Here is an 18053-nt window from a genome sequence, read left to right as displayed (position 1 = left end):
TGGACAAGGCCACAGTGAAGGTGAGTCGGGTCGGCGTCGAGGTGGCCGGCACCGTGACCTTCAAGCCCTACCCGAAGTCGCGCGCCGGTCGGCGTACGGTGCCCCTGCCGCCTGGCGCGCGACCGGGACGGCAACGAAGTCACCGAGGAACTGCCCAACCGCCGGGTAGCACGTGCTCGCTCTCCCGCATGGCCCAGGGCGGGTTCCGGTTCCACGACCTGCGCCACTCGTACGTCACTCGGCTGATCACGGTCGGCGTACCGCTCAACGATGTGGCCCGCGTGACGGGGCACGAGCAGATCTCGACCACGCTGGATCGGTACACGCACGCGTTCGAGGCGGGTGCAAACCGAGTCCGAGAATCCTTCGCTGACTTCCCGCTGACGATCGAGCAGAGCGAGGGCGAGGAAGGCCAGCAAGGATCGGCGTAGATCGCTTAGCCGGAACGCTTCACTTACAGTATCGGGCCTGGTGGGACGCCATCTCACCAGGCCCGTGCTAACTCCGACGGGTGGCCGGATTCGAACCGATGACCTCTTCGTCCCGAACTGCCGGCGAGCCGGTCGGTTCGGGTGTCGTCCGAGGTCATCCGGCCTGTTGAGGCTCGTCCGGGTCGGGTGTGGTCGGCTCGGTTGCTGTACTCCGCTGCTGTACTTCCTCGGCGGTGCGGAGGACGTTGCGGGCGGCGGTCGCCACCGGGCAGCCTGTGGTCCGGCAGATCGGGCAGCGTCCGTCGGGTCCGGGTCGGTGGTGGCGGAGGATCGCTCGGGCGGTGAGGATCAGCCGGTTGCGGATCTGGGCCAGGGACAGGAACGGCGCGGTCATCCTCAGCCCACCCCAAGGGTGGCGGCGAGGTGGGTGAGCGTTGTCGGGGCGGTGGGCTCTCTGGCGACCTGGGCGAGGATGTCCCGGCCGGCTGGTCGGTGGCGGATCTCGGCCGGCGCGATCCGGTCGGCCTCCATCAGGACTCGGCCAGCGGTGACCGGGTCGTCGGTGTGCAGGTAGGCGCGGGCGGCGTCGATCAAGTGGGCGGCCCGATGTTCGGCGGGTAGCCACCGCCAGCCGTCCCGTGTGGTCGCCTTCTCGTGCCGAGCCGCAGCCTCGCGGACTTCGCCCAACTCCACCGCTGTGGCGACCCGGGCCAGTTCCACGGCCGTTGGCCCGAACGCGGTGCGGTGGTGGTCATGCCCGTCACCTACCCGGGCGGCCATGTCGGCGGCTTCGTCGATCAGGTCGGCGGCGGTGCGGTCGTCTCCGATGCGGGCGGCGGCCAGGGCCGCCTGCACCAGCAGCGTTCCGCAGAGAGACAGCTCGGGTGGGATGCCGTACTCGATCACGGGTGGCGCGATCCGGTACGCAGCGGCCAGCATCAGCGACTTCGCCATTCTGGCCCGCCCTGACTCGCGCAGCACCTGGCCGAGCTGCACGGCAGCGGCAGCCACCAGCACCCGGTCACCCGTAGCGGCGATCATCGCCCGGTCGACCGCCAACCACGCCACGTCAGGGGCACCGAGCTTCACCAGCAGCGACGCCGTCACCCGGTACGCCTCCACCAACGGCACCCGACCCGCCCCGGGATCGTGCGCGTAGGTGCGCTGCGCGTCGGCCACCAACTCCGGCACCAGGTCGATCACCTGCGGGTAGCGGGCGTGCTGGAAGGTCGTCCACACGTGCGCGGCCTCCCGCGTCAGCCTCTCGGCCGGCAGTACAGGTCGGCGGGCGGCCGGGCGCTCCAAGGCGATCTCGTACGCCGACAGAGCTACGCGGATCCGTTCCACACCCTCGACGCGTTCGACCAACCCCGCCGGCTGGGCGTCCCGACCGAGCAGTACCGCCGTGTCGATCCGCAGGACGGCGGCGATGTCCTGAAGCGTCGACACCTTGTCCAGCGACCGGACACCCCGCTCAACCTTGTCCACCCAACTCTTCGACTTACCCAGCCGATCGGCCAATACCTGCTGGGAGAGCTTCCGCCGCCCCCGCCAGTACGCCACCCGCCGACCGACCGGCAACAGCTCAGTGCTGTCCACGACGCCACCGCCGATCCGGAACGGCCCGAGTAACCTCCTCGGCTGGTATTCGATCCGCTTCGGCCTGCGCGAGGATCCGTTGCCGGGCGGCTTCGCGTTCCGCTGCCTGGATCTGCTCGCCTCGGCCCACGGCTGGAGCGTCCTCGCTCATCCCTACCTCCGCTGGTAGGGGCGCGGCGGCGTGCTCTGGAAGGACCGACACCGCCGCACCCGGCTCCAAGCGGGTCATGCCTGACCGGTACCGGTGACCATGGCGAACCCGCGCTGGTCACAGCATCGGGTGATCAGGCGGTCACGTTCCAGGTAGCACGCGTCCGGTCACTTGTCCATGGACGCGGACAGGTTGCGGACAAGAGCGGACAACCGACCGGACCGGTTCCGGGTAGCAATCGACCGCGCCCGCTCCACCGACTCAGCCGCTCCGTCCCGCTCACCGATAGCCAGTTGCGCACCGGCGAGGTGGTACACGTAGGTGCCGGTCCAGTCGGCTGAAGCCGAGTCCGCGTCCAACCCGTCGAGTCCGGCGGTCAACAACTCCACCGCCTGCTCGTGCTGACCCAGCGCGGCCCGGGTGGTGCCGGCCTCCAGGTCGAAGAACGCCCTGTCCCGGTAGTAGTCCCACGGCGGCATCTCGCCCTTGTACTCCAACGCGGCTATCGCCCGCTCGTCGGCCGCCACCGCCGTGTTGATCGCGGCCTGCTGGTCGTCCGCGAGGACGTACGCGCGGGCAAGTTGGTAATGGTCGTACGCGAGTTGCCCCGGCGACATCCCCGGCCTGGTCAGCGCCGCCCGGGTCACGCCGAGCAGGGCACCGATGTCGCCCGTCTGCCCGGCCAGATCTGCACGGAAGGACAGCACTGTACCGAGCAGCGCGTCGTTCCCGCTCTCGACGGCCCACTCCAGCGCCTGGTTGAGCCAACGCCGGGACCAGCCGTGATCACCAGCGGCGATACCCAGCCAACCGGCAAACTGCGCCCACTGTGCGGCCTGGTCGATCAACCGGCCCCGTAGGTCGTCGTGCGCCTCACTAGCCAGGTGGCTGACGAGATCCAGGTTCGCCCGGACCGCCGGCATGACAGCGGCAGCACCAAGAACATCGTCAAGACGGCGTTGACTGGCCAGAAGCTCCGCGAGGGCGTCGACCGTAGCCGGATCAGTCCGCGTCGGATGACGAGCGGCGAAGGCGATCCGGTCGGCACCGTCCCCCGGCAACTCCGGCGGACGCGCCAACGCCACCAGCCGGCCGCCCGCGCCGAGAGCATCATCCAGGCGTCTCGCCACGTCCTCGCTCGGTTGTCGTCGCCCCGCCTCCAGGTCGTGAAGCTGGCTCTTGCTCTGGTACACCACTTGAGCGAGCGCGCGAAGCGAGATCCGGGCCTCGGTACGCAGCCGGCGAAGCTCCGCACCGAAGCGTGGGTCAGCAATGGGCGACACGGCATACTCCCAGGTAGAGGGCTGGGGCGGCGGTCCCGCCGGCCTCTACCCCGACGGGCCGCCACATCGGACGGTACACCCGCGACCTACGCTACGTAACGCCACACGTCACCCACGCCAAGGAATCACTTGGCGTTGTATTGATCGAGGGCGAGGGCGTAGTCGATCAACACGGACAAGATGCCGCCTGAGCTGCCCGTTCGATGGTGGCCGGTAGTCAACGTTCGTTGCTCCTGGTCCACCTCTGACGGCCTGGAAACGGCATGATCTTGGGGCTCCCTCGGGCTCACGACCCCTCGCTTGTGAGTTCTGGGCGCTCCGTCTAGCTCTGTCCGCGTACGTCTCTGACATCGGGCGTTGGTCCGTCGCTGGCTGGCTTCGACGCTCGCTGTTCAGCCCCGTTGCTGTCACCGTTGCTGTCGACACCAACAGGGGTGGACTGCTTCGGTGTGAAGGAACGATCAGCCGTCGGTGACCTGGGCGCATAGTTGAGCTGAGCTGCCGGAGCGGTCCGCCATCGTCCGTAGGCGTTCGGGGTTGGCCGCCTCGGTCGTCACCCAGTTGGTCACTCAGCCCAAGTGTCAAACATTGATGGGCTCCTCATCGGGCTTCGCGTGCCGCGCGTGGTGTGTGTGCCTCCGTCGCCACCACCAGCGCAGTGGCCAGAACAATCCCTTCACGGACTTCGACAGCAGGAACGGTCCGACGGCAGTCACGGCGACGAGCTGCCAGATGTGCGCATTGCTCGGATCGGCTACATGGTCGAAGACGATCAGCGCGGCCATCACTGACCAAACGGCGTCTGCCACCCAGTCGCGCACCTTGACCAGGGTGCGACGCCAACCCTTCCGTACCGGAGGATCGGGAACCTCGCCCGTGGTCACCAAGGCCATCAAGCCGCGCCACCCAACGGCCAGCGTGTAGGCGAGGGTCATTGGCACCTTCACCAGCGAGATCCACCCAGCGAACCTGGCAGGGCTCACGGCAACCTCACCCAGCACGTTGGGAACGATCGGGGCCAGCACCAGATACGTGACAAGGAGGAGGACGAAGTCGAGTGCAAGCACGAACAGCGGGAGTCCCAGCATGAGTAGTCGACCCAGCCGTCTAACCTTGCGCGGGCTCATCTCGGCCATGCCGATCATTGTCCGGGCGGGTCGCAAAAACCCGCTCGGAATCCCCTGCCACGTCGTTCACCCTTGGCTCCCTCCGGGGTTGCCGCCCGGCCTCTACGTCAAGCGGGCCTTGACGCACGCACGGACGGTGCCGGAAAAGACGGAGTCGGTTTTCGTGTCGCGGACCGCGCCCCCGGCGGACACCGCCACAGTGGCGCAGTTGACCCAACCTCGCCCGGCACGGACCCGGCTCCCGGGCTCGGAGCTGGCCACCGGCGGGCACCCCTCCCCCTCCCAGGTGAGCAGTTGATCTGACCTTGAGCGGCTACTGAGCCGGCTCCTGGACGACCGGCACGCCTCACGCGGGCATCGCCCCCATGCTTGGGGCTTGTCGCGCGGACCCGGCGGGCGGCTGTCCTGCGCCGCGCTGCTCGGGCGCGGCGCGGCCGGCTGCCGGCGAGGAGCCTCCACCACCCCTCTGGACTACCCGTCTGCGGCGGCCCCTCCGGGCTTCCGGCTCTCCGCGCCAGCCGCCGGGCGTGTCGCGTGACCGGAGTCGGAGCGTCAGCGGAGCGACGGGCACGCGCCCTGGCGGCGGCGCGCGCGGCCCGTTCAGGGCCGCCTTGATAGATGTACAGAAAGTCCTCCCACACCGGCCGGCAGCAGGCTGTCCGGACTCCCGGCTGCCGGAGTCACGAGCGGTTGGCGGGACCGCTGCTACTCGGCCTCGGCCTGATAGCCGACGTGTGGTGACCCGGCCGCCGAGCGGACGTGGTAACCCCAGCGTCGCAAGGCCTGCGTCATCTTTGCCGCCCCAGCAGGATTCGCTGAGTGGATGTACACCACGCCGATATCGAACGGCTGGTCCTCGAACGCAGCTTGTTCCAGTACCTCGACGACCGGCCAGATGGTGTCGTCCTCGCCCAGGTCGTGGTCGAGCCACAGTTCGTCCAACCGCTGGCCGCGATACCGATCCATAGCCTCGATTCCCGCCTTGCTCGTGCGCGCCACCTGCGCCACCCGGCCATCCGTGAACGAGCGCAGGTCGTCGACCAGCACGATTCGTCGATGCTTTCCGGTCACCACGTCGCCATCCTTCGCGTCGCGGCCCAGCACCGCCACCGGGATTGGCACTGCCGGTCGATAGGCCACAGCCGGTTGACGTGTCAGTACCCGGTGCTACCGTGGTCCCCGTCGAGCACGCCCAGCGCGGCCTTCCCGCCGGATCGCTGGACTCGACTCTGGAGTTGCCGAGCGGCCTTCCTGCCGCTGATGCGGGTCACGTCCCGCCGGCTCTCGATCGCACCGGCCACTGTGCCGGTTCCCGAAGTCCGCTGAGCGGCCCAGCACGGGCTTTCCTGCCGTCCACGTGGCCCGGATTCGCGTACCTCGACGGGTGGGGACTGCCTGCGGCAACCCACCGGATGCCGATGACCAGGCACCCCACCCGTCCCGGCATCACACCCACGATCCCCCGGACCGGAAGGACGTTCCCCGATCGGCGGTCAGTGGCTCGGCCACGCTTCCGCCCTCCGGCTTCAGCTGCCCTCTCCGGCGGTGCCAGGAGACACCACGAACACCACCGACGGACACCGCTCCGACAACCGGTGGCAGTTCGTACCCTCCCCTGCCACCCCGTGAGGAGAAATTCCTTGTCCACCCTGCTCACCCTGCACCGCCCCGGCCTCGCCGCCGGCCGTGACGCCCAAGCCCTGCACCGCGCCAGCACCCCGGACTTCTTCGGCTGGTTGGAGCACACCCGCGCCGCCGCCGGCTGCACCCGTCCGATCCGCCTGACCGGCACCCTCACCGCCGTCGAGCCCGGCACCGGCCGGATGCTCGGGGAGCGGCACACCGACGAGTTTCCCGACCGGACGCTGTACAAGGCGTGCGGCAACCGGCGTGCCGCCCAGTGCCCCGACTGCGCCTGGGTCTACGCCGTTGACGCCTTCCAGGTCGTCCGCTGCGGCCTGACCGGCGGCAAGACCGTCCCGGCCACCGTCACCCGGCATCCGGTCGTCTTCGCCACCTTCACCGCACCGTCCTTCGGTGCCGTCCATCACCGGCACATCCCGCGGCACACCTGCACCAACCGGCGGCGCTGCGACTGCCGCCCGGCGCCCTGCCACGCCCGCCGTACCGCCGGCACCTGCCCGCATGGGCAGCCCGCGGCCTGCTTCGCCCGTCACGACGCCGATGATCCCAGCTCGGTCGGCCGCTGTGCCTGGACTGCTACGACCACGACCACCAGGTCGTGTGGAACGCCTTCTCCGGCGAGCTGTGGCGGCGGACCAAGCAGGCCATCGAACGCCACCTCACCGCCCTGTGTCGGCGACGCGGCATCGGTCACGTCCAGGTCGTCACCGACTCCGGCAAGGTCCGCCGGGTGCCACCGGTGCGGGTGTCACACGGGAAGGTCGCCGAGATGCAGCGCCGGGGCGCGGTGCACTTCCACGTCCTGCTCCGCCTCGACGGCGTCGACCCCCACGACCGGCACGCCCTGGTCCCGCCGCCAGCCGGCATCACCGCCGACGACCTCGACGCCGCCGTCCACGCCGCCGCCCGGCAGATCACCGTCACCACACCCGCGCACCCCGACCGGCCAGAAGGCTGGCGGATCGTGTGGGGTGAGCAGGTCGACGTGCGCCGCGTCGGCACCGGCGACGGGGACGTGACCGACGGGAAGGTCGCCGCCTACCTGGCGAAGTACGCCACGAAGTCCACCGAGGTCACCGGCCACTGCTCCACCCGACTCACCCCCGACACCATCGACGCCTACGCCGACCCGGAAGGCGACCACCTCGCCCGGCTCATCGACGCCTGCTGGCGACTCGGCCACCCCACCCACACCCGGACCAGCAACACCGCCACCCCCACCGGCGAGCGTCAAGGCGACCTTGACAGCAAACCGAACCCCTACGCCGGGCTGCGCCGCTGGGCGCACATGCTCGGCTACGGCGGCCATTTCCTCACCAAGGCCCGCCGCTACTCGGTCACCTTCGGCCTGCTCCGCGACACCCGCGCCACCTACCGCCGCATCGAGGATGACACCGCCGGCACGATCACCGTCGGCACGCTGGCCTTCACCGGCTCCGGCTGGCTGATCAACGGGGACGCCCTGCTCGCCAACACCGCCGCCGCCCAATACCGGGCACGCAGCCGCGTCGGCCGGGAAGAACTCGCCCACGAAGCGTGGTCGGGGGTGGCGGCGTGACCCGACCCCTCACCCCGCGCTGGTACTCGCCCGCCGAGGTCGCCGTCCTGCTCGGCTTCGGCCTGTCCAAGGTCAAGATGAAGATCGCCACCGGCGAACTGCGGTCCATCAAGGACGGCAATTACCGCCGCATCCTCCCCGAATGGGTCGACGAGTACGTCCGCGAGCAGGTCGAACGGCAGGAGGCCGCCTGATGCCCGGCCGTACCCGTGCCAACGCCGAAGGCTCGATCTTCCCGTACCGCAACGGCTTCGCCGCGTACGTCTGGGTCACCAAGCCGGATGGCAAACGCACCCGCAAGTACGTCTACGGCCCCACCCGGGAAGCTGTCCACGACAAGTGGATCAAGCTGCACCAGCAGGCCAAGGCCGGGCCGGTCGCCACCCGCGTGCCCACCCTCGGCGACTACCTGACGTACTGGCATCGGGAGGTGGTGCGGCCCAATCTCGCGCCGCTGACCTGCGCCACGTACGAGACGATCCTCCGGTTGTACGTGATCCCCGGCCTCGGTGGGAAGCGGCTCGGCCGGCTCCAGGTGCGCGACGTGCAGACTTGGATCAACGAGGTGGCCCGCACCTGCCAATGCTGCGTACAGGGCAAAGACGCCCGCCGCCCTGAGCTGAGACGGCGCTGCTGCGCGCTCGGCCGGTGCTGCGGTGACAAGCCGTCCGCCCGCACCGTCAAGGACATCCGGGGCGTACTGCGCTCGGCGCTCAACCACGCCGCCACCGAGGAACTGGTCACCCGCAACGCCGCCGCGCTGGTCAAGCTCCCACCGGTCCGCCGCCGCAAGGGCAGGGCGTGGACCAGTGACGAGGCGCGTCGCTTTCTGGAGTCCGCGCGGGCCGACCGCGATCCGCTCTACGCCGCGTACGTGCTGATCCTGGTCCTCGGCCTGCGCAAGGGCGAGGTGCTTGGTCTCACCGAGGACGCCGTGGACCTGGCGGCGGGGGAGTTGTCGATCGGCTGGCAGTTGCAGCGGGTCGGCGGCGAACTGCTGCACCGGGAGACCAAGACGCAGACCTCGGACGCCACGCTCCCGTTGCCGGACATCTGCGCGGCGGCGCTCGACCTCCGCCAGCAGGCGAGGAAGGCCGACCGCGATGAGGCGGGGATCGCCTGGCAGGGCTCACGGCTGCTGTTCACCACCCGCTACGGAACGCCCGTGGAGCCGCGCAACTTCAACCGTTCCTGGGACGCCCGCTGTGCCCGCGCCGGGGTCCGGAAGATCACCGTGCACGACGCCCGGCGTACCTGCGCGACGCTCCTCGTCGACCTGGACGTGCACCCGCGCGTCATCATGCAGGTGCTCCGGCACGCCGAGGTGTCGGTGACGATGGGGATCTACTCGCAGGCGTCCTCGGACGCCACCCGCGACGCCCTCAAGCGCCTGGGGGAGAGCTTGCGCTGACGCGTTGCTGTACTCGATTGCTGTACCAACGCACAGAGGGCACATCCATCGATCGGATGTGCCCTCTTACCTGGTCGGGGTGGCCGGATTCGAACCGACGACCTCTTCGTCCCGAACGAAGCGCGCTACCAAGCTGCGCCACACCCCGAGGCGTGCGGACAAATACTAGCCCACCCGCCCCGGGGATCAAACTCGGTACCCCCGCGCCCGCCTCGGCGTCCGACCCCGCAGCCGTCCGGGCTTCGGCGCGGGACCGGATCAGCGCGGGATCAGGGTGAGGATGCTCGCCTCCGGCCGGCAGGCGAACCGGATCGGGGCGGTCGGGTGGGTGCCCAGGCCGGCGGAGACGTGCAGCCACGAGTCGGAGCCGGGCCAGCGGTGCAGACCCTTCGCCATGGTGCGGGGCAGCCCGCAGTTGGTCACCAGCGCCCCCACCCCCGGTACGCAGACCTGACCGCCGTGGGTGTGCCCGGCCAACAGCAGGTCGAAGCCGTCGGCGGCCATCTCGTCCAGCACCCGGGGCTCGGGGGAGTGGGTCAGGCCGAGGGAGATGTCGGCGGCCTCGGAGACCGCCCCGGCCACCAGCGAGTAGTCGTCCCGCTCGATGTGCGGGTCGTCGACCCCGACCAGTTCGACGACCCGGCCTCCGGCCTTGAGGGTGGTCCGGGCGTTGTTCAGGTCGGCCCATCCGGCCCCGGTGAACACCGACCGTAACTCCTCGTAGGGGAGCGTGACGCCCTCGACGTACTCGCGGTCGGGCAGGAAGTAGGTGAACGGGTTCTTCCAGACCGGCCCGGTGTAGTCGTTGGAGCCGAAGACGAAGGCGCCGGGGTGGTCGAGCAGCGGCTGGAGGGCACGCAGCACGCCGGGCACCGCGTCGGGGTGGGCCATGTTGTCCCCGGTCACCACCACCAGGTCCGGGTCCAGGGCGGCCAGCGACGCCACCCAGCGCTGCTTGCGCTCCTGGTCGGGAGTCATGTGCAGGTCGGAGACGTGCAGGATGCGCAGCGGTTCGGCGTCGGCCGGCAGCACCGGCACGTCGTACCGGCGGAGGGTGAACATGTTGCGCTCGACGAGCGAGGCGTACGCCAGGGTGGCCGCGCCGACGGCGGCGGTGGCGGTCGCGAGCCGGAATAAGGTGCGCTTTCGCATGGCGTTCAGGGTAGTTTGACCGACCATGAGCACGCTTAAGGACCGCCTGACCGCCGACATGCGGGCCGCCCTGAAGGCCCGGGACGAGCTGACCACCTCCACCCTGCGGATGGCCCTGGCGGCCGTCGGCAACGCCGAGGTCGCGGGTAAGGCCAAGCGGGAGCTCTCCGACGACGAGGTGCTCGCCGTGCTGACCAAGGAGGCGAAGAAGCGCCGCGAGGCGGCCACCGCCTTCGCCGAGGCCGGCCGTACCGAGCAGGCCGGTAAGGAGACCGCCGAGGGGGAGGTGCTGGAGCGCTACCTGCCGAAGCAGCTCTCCGACGAGGAGCTGGCCGAGCTGGTCGCGGGGGCGCTCGCGGCGGGCGGGTTCGACGGCAAGGCCCAGATGGGCCCGGCCATGAAGGCGGCCCAGGCGGCGGTGGCCGGCCGGGCCGAGGGGGGCCGGGTGGCTGCCGAGGTACGTCGCCAGCTCGCCGTCTGAGCGGTCGGTCGGTCGACGCCGGTCGGCCGTGACCGGCTCCCGGAGCCGGCGGACCGGAAACTGACGAAGGGCCCCTGCTGTCGCTGGTGTGCGACGGCAGGGGCCCTTTCGTGGTGTCCGACCGGGTCAGCGGTTGGGACGGTCCGTGCCGCCTCGGGGCGGACCGCCCGGCGGCGTGCCGCCACCGTTGTCACCCGGCGTGCCGCCGCCGTTGCCGTCGCTGAGCTGGATGGTGACCACGCCGCCCTTGATGGTGCGCCCATCGGGGCTGGTGCCGGCGACGCTGCCCGCCGGGCAGCTGGACGAGATCCGGATGTCGCTGACCACGACCTCGAAGCCGGCACCCTTCAACCGGTTGCGCGCGGTGTCCACGGACTCGCACCGGACCCGGGGGATGGAGCGCTGGTCACCCGTGACGATCTTGCCGCTCGGCGGGGTGAAGTTAATCCGCTCCTTGCCCTTCATCGCGTCCCGCAGCGTCTCCTGCACCGGCGGGTTGATGCCGTCCCGCTCCTTGTGCTTCATCTTGACGTTGGTCTGTGGCCAGTCCGGGTCGGCCATGATGCCGGCCACCGCGTACTGCTTGGTCATCGCGACCAGCGAGGCGGTCTTCTCGGAGTCGGTGGTGCCGGACTTGCCGGCCACCGGGGCGTCGACCACCCGCTTGACCTCGGCGGCGGTGGCACCCTGGCAGCGCGAGGTGGAGGAGCGGTCGCCGACCGGGCAGCGGGCGGCGTCGACGGCGGCGCGGGCCACCTCGGTGCTGATCCGCTGCTCACAGCGCGGGTTGGCGACGTCCAGGGTCTTGCCGTCCGGGCCGGTGATCTTCTGCACCGGGATCGGCTCGCAGTACTTGCCGTCCGCGGCGAGGGTGGCGTACGCGTTCGCCAGGTCCAGCGGGGTGGTCTGCGAGACACCCAGGGTGAACGCGCCCCACTGGTTGGCGGCCTGGTCGGTGGCGGCGAACGTGACGTCGTTGCTGGCCCGGAAGGTGATGCCGAGCTTCTGCGCCGCCTTGACCACGTTCTTCGCGCCGACCTGCTGCTGGAGCGGGACGAAGAAGGTGTTCACCGAGCTGCCGAAGGCGCTCCACATGTTGTGCGGGCCGGCCATGCTCTCGCTGGCGTTGGTGGGGCAGTAGAAGTGGGTCCCCGCGCAGGCGGCCTTCGAGCCCCGTTCCACGATGTACTCGGACTTGAACTGCTTCGGCGAGTTGATCGTGTACTGGAGCGGGATGCCCTTCTCCAGCGCGGCCACGATGGTGAAGATCTTGAACGTCGAGCCGGCCTGGTAACCGGTGATGCCGTCACCACCCGAGAGCAGCGGGTTCACCGTGTTCGGGTAGTTGCCCCGCTTCTTGTTCTTGCTCCGCTGCACCGGGTCGCTGTGCGGCTTGTTCTGCGGCTTGTTCGGGTCGTCCAGCTTGAAGTTCCGGTTGACCGACAGCGCCCGGACCCGACCGCTGCCCGGCTCGACCACGGCCACCATCGCGGCTTCCTTGCTGTTCACCGACTTGGCCTTGCGGACCGCCTTGTCCGCGCCCTTCTGCGCCTGCACGTCGAGGGTGGTGACGATGTTGTAGCCGCCGCTCTTGAGCCGCCGCTCCCGGTCGTACGTGGTGGAACCGAACTCCTCCTGCTGGAGCCACCAGCGGTAGAGGTAGTCGCAGAAGAAGCCCCACTTCGCGTCCCGGGTCTGCACGCAGCCGTTCGGCGCCCGCTTGCCCTTGACGGTCAGCTTGACCGTCTTGGCCTTCTCGGCATCCTCCTTGGAGATGGCGCCGATCTCGACCATGTTGTTGATCACATAGTTGCGGCGGTCCACGGCGAGTGGGTAGCCGCTCTTGGTGGTCGGGTCGAAGCTGGTCGGCGCCTTCACCATGCCGGCCAGCATGGCGGCCTCGTCGATGGTGAGCTTGGCCGGCGTCTTGTTGAAGTAGACCTGGCTGGCGGCGAAGATGCCGTACGCGCCGTTGCCGAAGGCCGCGATGTTGAGGTACCGCTCCATGATCTCGTCCTTGGAGAACTGCTTCTCCACCTGGACGGCGTACTGCATCTCGCGGACCTTGCGGGCGGTGGTGTCCTCGGTCGCGGCCACCACGTCGGCCGGGTGGCTCGCCGAGTACGCGATCGCCAGCCGGACGTACTGCATGGTCAGCGTCGAGGCGCCCTGCTGGGAGGCCGCGCCGGAGCTGTTGTTGACGAACGCCCGGGCGACACCCTTGAAGTCGACACCGTTGTGCTTGTAGAAGTCGTGGTCCTCGGCGGCGACGATGGCCTGCCGCATGACCGGGGCGATGTCCTTGAGCTTGACGTCGCGGCGGTTCTCGTCGTACATGGTCGCCAGCGGGGTCTTGCCGTCGGCGGCGAGCAGGTAGCTGATCTGCGGGGCCCGCTTGACGGTCAGGTCCGGCGGCAGCTTCCCGAGCGTCTCGGCGCCCGCCTTGGCGGCCAGCCCGGACATCGCCACCGCCGGGAACGCGGCGGCCGCCACCACCACCCCGGCCAGCAGGCCGCATATCAGTAGCGATGCGGCGTTGGTCAGTAGATTGTGGTCACGTTTCCGCATCCAGGTCACCTCGACAGCGTACGCGAGTAGGGATTGGGCGGCCTCGGGGCAGGTTTCCCCCATTTCCTGCGTGCGCCGCCCTCGTTGTGCTAAACGCACGACCCCCGGTACGGGGTTGCGCCCGGCGGACGAGTGTCCCCGGAAAGTGGGCATGCCGCAGGGTTTTCACCCGGTCGGCCGGGGTATGCGGCGGGCCGTAGTCCGAGACGCGCGATGTGTCCGAAATGATGGATTTGCCCGACAACGTTGCGTAATCAGGTGACTACGGAGCATGATGAGGGCGGCGACAGAGCCAGATGTCGTCCGTGCCGCCTTGGGGAAGGCCGGGCGCGGATGACCGGGGGGAAATCCGGCTGACCCGCATGGGATCGGTAGGTACTGCAAGGGGGGACGAGTACAGATGGGCATGATCACTGACTGGCCGTCGTTGGCGGCGTGTCAGAACGGAGACCCGGACGCACTGTTCGTACAGGGCGCTGAACAGAACGTGGCGAAGCGGATCTGCCGGAGCTGCCCAGTTCGGTACGAGTGCCTGGCCGACGCGCTCGACAACCGGATCGAGTTCGGCGTGTGGGGCGGCATGACCGAGCGGGAACGCCGGGCGCTGCTGCGCCGGCACCCCCAGGTGGCGAGCTGGCGCAAGATGTTCGAGGCCGCCATGCAGAAGAACGCCAAGGAGAAGGCGGGCAAGGACAAGATTCTGGTCAACGCCGGCTGACCGGCCGTCACCTGGCGGCATCCGTCACCGGTCAGGGCCGGCTGATCGCCGCCCCGATCGTCCGCAGCCCGTCGACGTCGTGCACGTCGGCGGGCTGCGCCGTCACCGCCACCGTCGGCACCGCCGGGAAGGCCTCGGTGAAGGATGCCGCCACCTGCTGCTCGCGGGCCGACTGCTGGAGCAGGGCGGCGTGGGCCCGCAGCACGTCCACGGTGGCCTCGTGGCCCCCCAGCTCCGCCAGCCGTTCCGCCGCGGCGAGGCTCTCCGCCGCGTCCGGAGTGGTCACCGTCGGCCGGTGCACCCGGTTGAGGACCAGCCCGGCCAGGGGCATCCGTTCCTCCCGCAGCCGGCCGGCGAAATAGGCGGCCTCCCGGACCGCGTCCGGCTCCGGTGCCGCGACCAGCAGGAAGGCCGTCTCCCGGGCCTGGAGGATCCGGTACGTCTGCTCCGCGCGCTGCCGGAAGCCCCCGAACATCGAGTCCAGGGCCGCGACGAAACCGGAGAGGTCGGTCAGCAGCTGTGCCCCGAGCACCTTCTGCACCACCTTCGAGAACATCCCGAACGAGGCGGTGACCAGGCTGAACATGCTCCGCCCACCGCTGCGCGCCGGGGCGAGCAGCAGCCGCAGCATCCGGCCGTCGAGGAAGCGGGAGAGCCGGGCCGGCGCGTCGAGGAAATCCAGCGCCGAGCGGGACGGCGGGGTGTCCACCACGATCAGGTCCCACTCGCCCCGGGCGTGGAGCTGCCCGAGCTTCTCCATCGCCATGTACTCCTGCGTGCCGGCGAACGTCGAGCTCATCGCCTGGTAGAAGGGGTTGGCGAAGATCTCCGCCGCCTTCGCCGGGTCGGTGTGCTGGAGCACCACGTCGTCGAAGGTCCGCTTCATGTCCAGCATCATGGCGTGCAGCTCGCCGCCGCCGTCGGTGTCGAGCCCCTTGACCTGGCGGGGGGTGTTGTCCAGCTCGGTCAGGCCGAGGGACTGCGCGAGCCGGCGGGCCGGGTCGATGGTGAGCACCACCGTCCGCCGGCCGTGCCGTTCCGCCGCCCGCAGCGCGAGCGCCGCCGCGGTGGTCGTCTTGCCCACCCCGCCCGCACCACAGCAGACGACGATCCGCACGCCGGGGTCGGCGAGGATGTGGTCGACGTCCAGCAGCGGCGCCGCGTCTTCGGAAGGCACCAATCGAGCGTATCGGGCTCGTGCGGCTCCCCGCGCCGTGCCGGCTTCAGGTGTGAGTCAATCCGCCCGGACGAGCGCGGCGGCGAGCGTCTCCAGGCCGTCCCGGTCCACCCCCGCCGGGAGCAGCGGAAGCTCGACCAGCGGCCGGCCGAGTTCGGACAGCTCCGTGCGGAGCGTCTCCTCCAGCTCCCGCCGGACGGCCTGGTCGACCGCCTCGGTGTGCAGCCCGGCCACGGTGGCCCGGTCGGCCGGGAGCCCGGCGGCGAGCAGCCCCCGGCGGAGTTCGGCCTGGCTGGTGGCCCGTCGGCCGGTGGGCAGCGGAGGGCGGGCGGCGTTGACGATGATCCGCCCGACCGGGAAACCGAACGAGGCCAGCTCGGCGACCGCGTCCAGCGTCTCCTGGACCGGCATCTCCTCCAGGAGCGTGACCACGTGCACCGCGGTCATCGGGGAGCGCAGCAGGGCGGCCACCCCCTCGCTCTGGGTCTTGATCGGTCCGACCTTGGCCAGCCGGGCGGTCTCGGCGGTGACGTTCAGGAACCGGCCGATCCGGCCGGTGGGCGGAGCGTCCAGCACCACCGCGTCGTACGCCCGGCGCTGCCCGCGGGTCCGGCTGGTCGCCTCCTTGACCTTGCCGGTGAGCAGGACGTCACGCAGGCCGGGGGCGATCGTGGTGGCGAAGTCGATCGCGCCGAGCTTGCGCAGGGCGCGACCGGCGGCGCCGAGCTTGTAGAACATGTCGAGGTACTCCAGCAGCGCCTCCTCGGCGTCCACCGCGAGTGCCCGAACCTCCCCGCCGCCCGGCGCGTCGGTCAGGTGCCGCTCCTCGTACGGGAGCGGGTCGGTGCCGAAGAGCTGCGCGATGCCCTGCCGACCCTCTACCTCGACCAGCAGCGTGCGCCGCCCGCCGGTGGCCAGTCCCAGGGCCAGCGCCGCCGCCACGCTGGTCTTGCCGGTGCCGCCCTTGCCGGTCACCACGTGGAGGCGGGCCGGCCACGGGTGGCCGGCCGGGTCGACCGGCTGTTCAGCTGCTCGCACCAGTCGAGCCTAACCACCGCTCGGGATCAGCCGACCTCGCAGACCCACCAGCCGGTCTCCCGGATCACGGTGAACCGCAGTTCCTGGTCGACGATCTTCTCGTCGGCGGTGGTCACGGTCACCTTGGTGGTGACGGTGGCGCGCTCGTCGGTCCGGTCGGACACGGCCGGCGCGGTCCACCGGAACCGGGGCGTGTCGTGCTCGGCGACGTACTTCTCCACCTCGGCCACCTTGGCCGCGATCTTCTCCCGGTCCCGGGAGGAGGAGCAGACCAGGTCGGTCGCGCGACCGGCGTTGCGGTCCTGGTAGACGGCGGTGAGGAACTCCTGGACCGCGGTCGTCGGCTCGTCCGCGCCCTCGCCGGAGTCGGCCCCCCGCAGCAGGAAGAAGGCGGCGGTGCCACCACCGGCGCAGAGCAGCAGCGCGACCACCACGATGATCGAGGCGATCAGCAGCCCGCGCTTCTTCCGCGGCGCGGCCCCCGGGGCCGGGTAGCCGGGCGGGTACGGCCCGCCGGGCGGGAAGGCGCCGCCGGCCGGTGCCGGGTATCCGGGGGGCGGGAAGGGCCCGCCGGGCATGGACGGGGAGACCGGTGCGCCGGACCCGGGCGGCGGAACGGGGGCGCCGGACACCGGCGGGGGGACGGGTGCGCCGTACCCGGGCGGCGGGGCCGGCGTGCCAGGCGGGTATCCCGGCGCGCCACCGTACTGCGGGGCCGGGCCGGGTGTGCCGTACGGGGCGTCGGGCTGGGGCTGGGGCTGGCCGGCGCCGAACGGCGGACCGCTCGGCGGCGGGAACTGGCCACCCTGCGGCGGTTGGGTCATCGTCTCCCCCGGGAGTGCGCTACGCGGTCACCGGCGGCGGTGACGCTTCTGGCGGGCGGGTCGGGAGCGCCGACCCGCCCGTGAGGGTAGCGGTCGCCGGGGCCGACCGGGGTCCCGGTGCGGATGTCGCCGGTGCCGACCGGCCCGTCGACACACTCCACGGTGGGGCGGGTGTGGTCGCTACCGCTGGGTGGGCGGTCGGCGGTATCCACAACCGGACGACCAGCCTGTCGCATATATGACTGTCCGTGATGATCTGAGCGCGTCCAGTTGCTGTTTTCAAATGCCGACCCTACGTTCGGCCCCGGCGCGGGGGAACGGGCGGGCGGTGACGCCCGCCCCGCAGACGGCAGATCGGACAGGCACGACGCCCGGAGGCGGTTGCATGCGCGATGCGGAGAACACTCCCCGCACCCAGTTTCCCGACGGCGACTCCAGGCCCGCACGTCGGGGGGAGCCCGGGGATCCGGTGGTGGCGTCCCCGTGCAACGAACGGCCCTACCGTCGGCCGTCCGACCAGGTCGAACCGCTGCGCCTGCGGGCCCGACCGGTGGACCGTGGTCGAGACGACGACGAGCCGGGCTACGTGATCCACCTGCCGGTCCGGGTGGTGGACCTCGCGGCGGCCACCGCGTTGGCCAACCAGGTGGCCGACTCCCTCGGCTTCCTGCCCGAGCTGGACGCCGGGGAGACCACCGTGTCCACCGCCGACGACCAGAACAACCGGTCCCGGGTCTTCTGCGACCTGCTCCTGCCCGACCGGTCACGCTGCCCCCAGCGCTACGGGCACGCGGGCCCCTGCGGGGAGGCGCCGCTGGTCCCCGAGCCGCGTCCCGTGCCCCGGCCGTCGACCGGGCCGTAGGCTGTCGGCGGAACATCCACCCCACGACA

The 18053-nt window shown here is 70.6% G+C and carries 17 protein-coding genes, 1 tRNA gene and 1 pseudogene; 8 read left to right on the top strand and 11 right to left on the bottom strand.

What is annotated here, in order from left to right; all coding sequences use genetic code 11:
- The first annotated feature begins 188 nt into the window (after positions 1–188).
- Positions 189–431, top strand: coding sequence for a tyrosine-type recombinase/integrase (locus ACIBJE_RS22405; protein WP_396751231.1), 243 nt, complete (start codon positions 189–191; stop codon positions 429–431).
- Positions 432–585: 154 nt separating this feature from the next.
- On the opposite strand, the gene ACIBJE_RS22400 is transcribed toward ACIBJE_RS22405, so the two are convergent.
- Positions 586–825: a hypothetical protein gene (locus ACIBJE_RS22400; protein ID WP_396751229.1), complete on the bottom strand. Its 240-nt coding sequence runs from the start codon at positions 823–825 to the stop codon at positions 586–588.
- Positions 826–827: 2 nt separating this feature from the next.
- Positions 828–2030 (bottom strand): helix-turn-helix domain-containing protein, encoded by a 1203-nt coding sequence (locus ACIBJE_RS22395; RefSeq protein ID WP_396751227.1) that lies wholly within the window; start codon positions 2028–2030, stop codon positions 828–830.
- Between ACIBJE_RS22395 and ACIBJE_RS22390 the strand changes: the two genes are divergently transcribed.
- A complete protein-coding gene (locus ACIBJE_RS22390) occupies positions 2020–2199 on the top strand; it encodes a hypothetical protein (protein ID WP_396751225.1) in 180 nt (59 codons plus the stop codon). The genes ACIBJE_RS22395 and ACIBJE_RS22390 overlap by 11 nt on opposite strands.
- 149 nt (positions 2200–2348) lie before the next feature.
- On the opposite strand, the gene ACIBJE_RS22385 is transcribed toward ACIBJE_RS22390, so the two are convergent.
- From ACIBJE_RS22385 to ACIBJE_RS22375, 3 genes are all read right to left on the bottom strand, one after another.
- Entirely contained in the window at positions 2349–3464 is a 1116-nt protein-coding gene (locus tag ACIBJE_RS22385) for a helix-turn-helix domain-containing protein (RefSeq protein ID WP_396751223.1), read from the bottom strand.
- Positions 3465–4045: 581 nt separating this feature from the next.
- Positions 4046–4600, bottom strand: coding sequence for a hypothetical protein (locus ACIBJE_RS22380; protein WP_396751221.1), 555 nt, complete (start codon positions 4598–4600; stop codon positions 4046–4048).
- A 696-nt stretch (positions 4601–5296) separates the two neighbouring features.
- Complete coding sequence (locus tag ACIBJE_RS22375; protein WP_396751304.1) at positions 5297–5662, bottom strand: cyclic-phosphate processing receiver domain-containing protein; 366 nt, start codon at positions 5660–5662, stop codon at positions 5297–5299.
- A 341-nt stretch (positions 5663–6003) separates the two neighbouring features.
- Here ACIBJE_RS22375 and ACIBJE_RS22370 point away from each other — a divergent pair.
- The 3 genes and pseudogenes from ACIBJE_RS22370 to ACIBJE_RS22360 all read left to right on the top strand — a co-directional run bounded on the left by ACIBJE_RS22370 (position 6004) and on the right by ACIBJE_RS22360 (position 9204).
- Positions 6004–7793 (top strand): annotated as a pseudogene (locus tag ACIBJE_RS22370) (replication initiator).
- Positions 7790–7987 (top strand): excisionase family DNA-binding protein, encoded by a 198-nt coding sequence (locus ACIBJE_RS22365; protein ID WP_396751219.1) that lies wholly within the window; start codon positions 7790–7792, stop codon positions 7985–7987. The pseudogene ACIBJE_RS22370 and the gene ACIBJE_RS22365 overlap by 4 nt, the downstream one beginning before the upstream one ends.
- On the top strand, positions 7987–9204 hold the full coding sequence (locus ACIBJE_RS22360) for a tyrosine-type recombinase/integrase (protein WP_396751217.1): 1218 nt from the start codon (positions 7987–7989) through the stop codon (positions 9202–9204). The genes ACIBJE_RS22365 and ACIBJE_RS22360 overlap by 1 nt, the downstream gene beginning before the upstream one ends.
- A gap of 71 nt (positions 9205–9275) precedes the next feature.
- Here the strand turns inward: ACIBJE_RS22360 and ACIBJE_RS22355 are convergent.
- Both ACIBJE_RS22355 and ACIBJE_RS22350 read right to left on the bottom strand, forming a co-directional pair.
- Positions 9276–9352 (bottom strand) — tRNA-Pro (locus ACIBJE_RS22355).
- A gap of 110 nt (positions 9353–9462) precedes the next feature.
- Positions 9463–10356, bottom strand: a complete 894-nt coding sequence (locus ACIBJE_RS22350; RefSeq protein ID WP_396751215.1) for a metallophosphoesterase — start codon at positions 10354–10356, stop codon at positions 9463–9465.
- Positions 10357–10381: 25 nt separating this feature from the next.
- Here ACIBJE_RS22350 and ACIBJE_RS22345 point away from each other — a divergent pair, with 25 nt between their 5' ends.
- Entirely contained in the window at positions 10382–10837 is a 456-nt protein-coding gene (locus ACIBJE_RS22345) for a GatB/YqeY domain-containing protein (protein ID WP_145815163.1), read from the top strand.
- Between the two features lie 126 nt (positions 10838–10963).
- Here the strand turns inward: ACIBJE_RS22345 and ACIBJE_RS22340 are convergent, their stop codons facing one another.
- Positions 10964–13405, bottom strand: a complete 2442-nt coding sequence (locus ACIBJE_RS22340; protein WP_396751212.1) for a penicillin-binding protein — start codon at positions 13403–13405, stop codon at positions 10964–10966.
- Between the two features lie 400 nt (positions 13406–13805).
- Here ACIBJE_RS22340 and ACIBJE_RS22335 point away from each other — a divergent pair, with 400 nt between their 5' ends.
- Positions 13806–14123, top strand: a complete 318-nt coding sequence (locus ACIBJE_RS22335) for a WhiB family transcriptional regulator (RefSeq protein ID WP_396751210.1) — start codon at positions 13806–13808, stop codon at positions 14121–14123.
- Between the two features lie 31 nt (positions 14124–14154).
- On the opposite strand, the gene ACIBJE_RS22330 is transcribed toward ACIBJE_RS22335, so the two are convergent.
- The 3 genes from ACIBJE_RS22330 to ACIBJE_RS22320 are packed head-to-tail and all read right to left on the bottom strand — an operon-like array spanning position 14155 to position 16916.
- Positions 14155–15303: an ArsA family ATPase gene (locus ACIBJE_RS22330; protein WP_396751208.1), complete on the bottom strand. Its 1149-nt coding sequence runs from the start codon at positions 15301–15303 to the stop codon at positions 14155–14157.
- 54 nt (positions 15304–15357) lie between these two features.
- On the bottom strand, positions 15358–16338 hold the full coding sequence (locus ACIBJE_RS22325) for an ArsA-related P-loop ATPase (RefSeq protein ID WP_396751207.1): 981 nt from the start codon (positions 16336–16338) through the stop codon (positions 15358–15360).
- 26 nt (positions 16339–16364) lie between these two features.
- A complete protein-coding gene (locus ACIBJE_RS22320) occupies positions 16365–16916 on the bottom strand; it encodes a hypothetical protein (protein WP_396751302.1) in 552 nt (183 codons plus the stop codon).
- A 631-nt stretch (positions 16917–17547) separates the two neighbouring features.
- Between ACIBJE_RS22320 and ACIBJE_RS22315 the strand changes: the two genes are divergently transcribed.
- On the top strand, positions 17548–18024 hold the full coding sequence (locus ACIBJE_RS22315) for a hypothetical protein (protein WP_396751205.1): 477 nt from the start codon (positions 17548–17550) through the stop codon (positions 18022–18024).
- The last annotated feature ends 29 nt before the right edge of the window (positions 18025–18053 follow it).

Origin of the sequence: Micromonospora sp. NPDC050187 (assembly GCF_044459745.1) — a bacterium.
Lineage (GTDB): Bacteria > Actinomycetota > Actinomycetes > Mycobacteriales > Micromonosporaceae > Micromonospora.
This window is presented reverse-complemented; position numbering and strand designations above follow the sequence as displayed.

Excerpts from the sequence above, each read along its gene's own strand:
- ACIBJE_RS22405 (WP_396751231.1), top strand. The coding sequence starts at position 189 with ATGGCCCAGGGCGGGTTCCGGTTCCACGACCTGCGCCACTCGTACGTC.
- ACIBJE_RS22400 (WP_396751229.1), bottom strand. The coding sequence starts at position 825 with ATGACCGCGCCGTTCCTGTCCCTGGCCCAGATCCGCAACCGGCTGATC.
- ACIBJE_RS22380 (WP_396751221.1), bottom strand. The coding sequence starts at position 4,600 with ATGGCCGAGATGAGCCCGCGCAAGGTTAGACGGCTGGGTCGACTACTC.
- ACIBJE_RS22360 (WP_396751217.1), top strand. The coding sequence starts at position 7,987 with ATGCCCGGCCGTACCCGTGCCAACGCCGAAGGCTCGATCTTCCCGTAC.
- ACIBJE_RS22350 (WP_396751215.1), bottom strand. The coding sequence starts at position 10,356 with ATGCGAAAGCGCACCTTATTCCGGCTCGCGACCGCCACCGCCGCCGTC.
- ACIBJE_RS22345 (WP_145815163.1), top strand. The coding sequence starts at position 10,382 with ATGAGCACGCTTAAGGACCGCCTGACCGCCGACATGCGGGCCGCCCTG.
- ACIBJE_RS22340 (WP_396751212.1), bottom strand. The coding sequence starts at position 13,405 with ATGCGGAAACGTGACCACAATCTACTGACCAACGCCGCATCGCTACTG.
- ACIBJE_RS22335 (WP_396751210.1), top strand. The coding sequence starts at position 13,806 with ATGGGCATGATCACTGACTGGCCGTCGTTGGCGGCGTGTCAGAACGGA.
- ACIBJE_RS22320 (WP_396751302.1), bottom strand. The coding sequence starts at position 16,916 with ATGCCCGGCGGGCCCTTCCCGCCCCCCGGATACCCGGCACCGGCCGGC.
- ACIBJE_RS22315 (WP_396751205.1), top strand. The coding sequence starts at position 17,548 with ATGCGCGATGCGGAGAACACTCCCCGCACCCAGTTTCCCGACGGCGAC.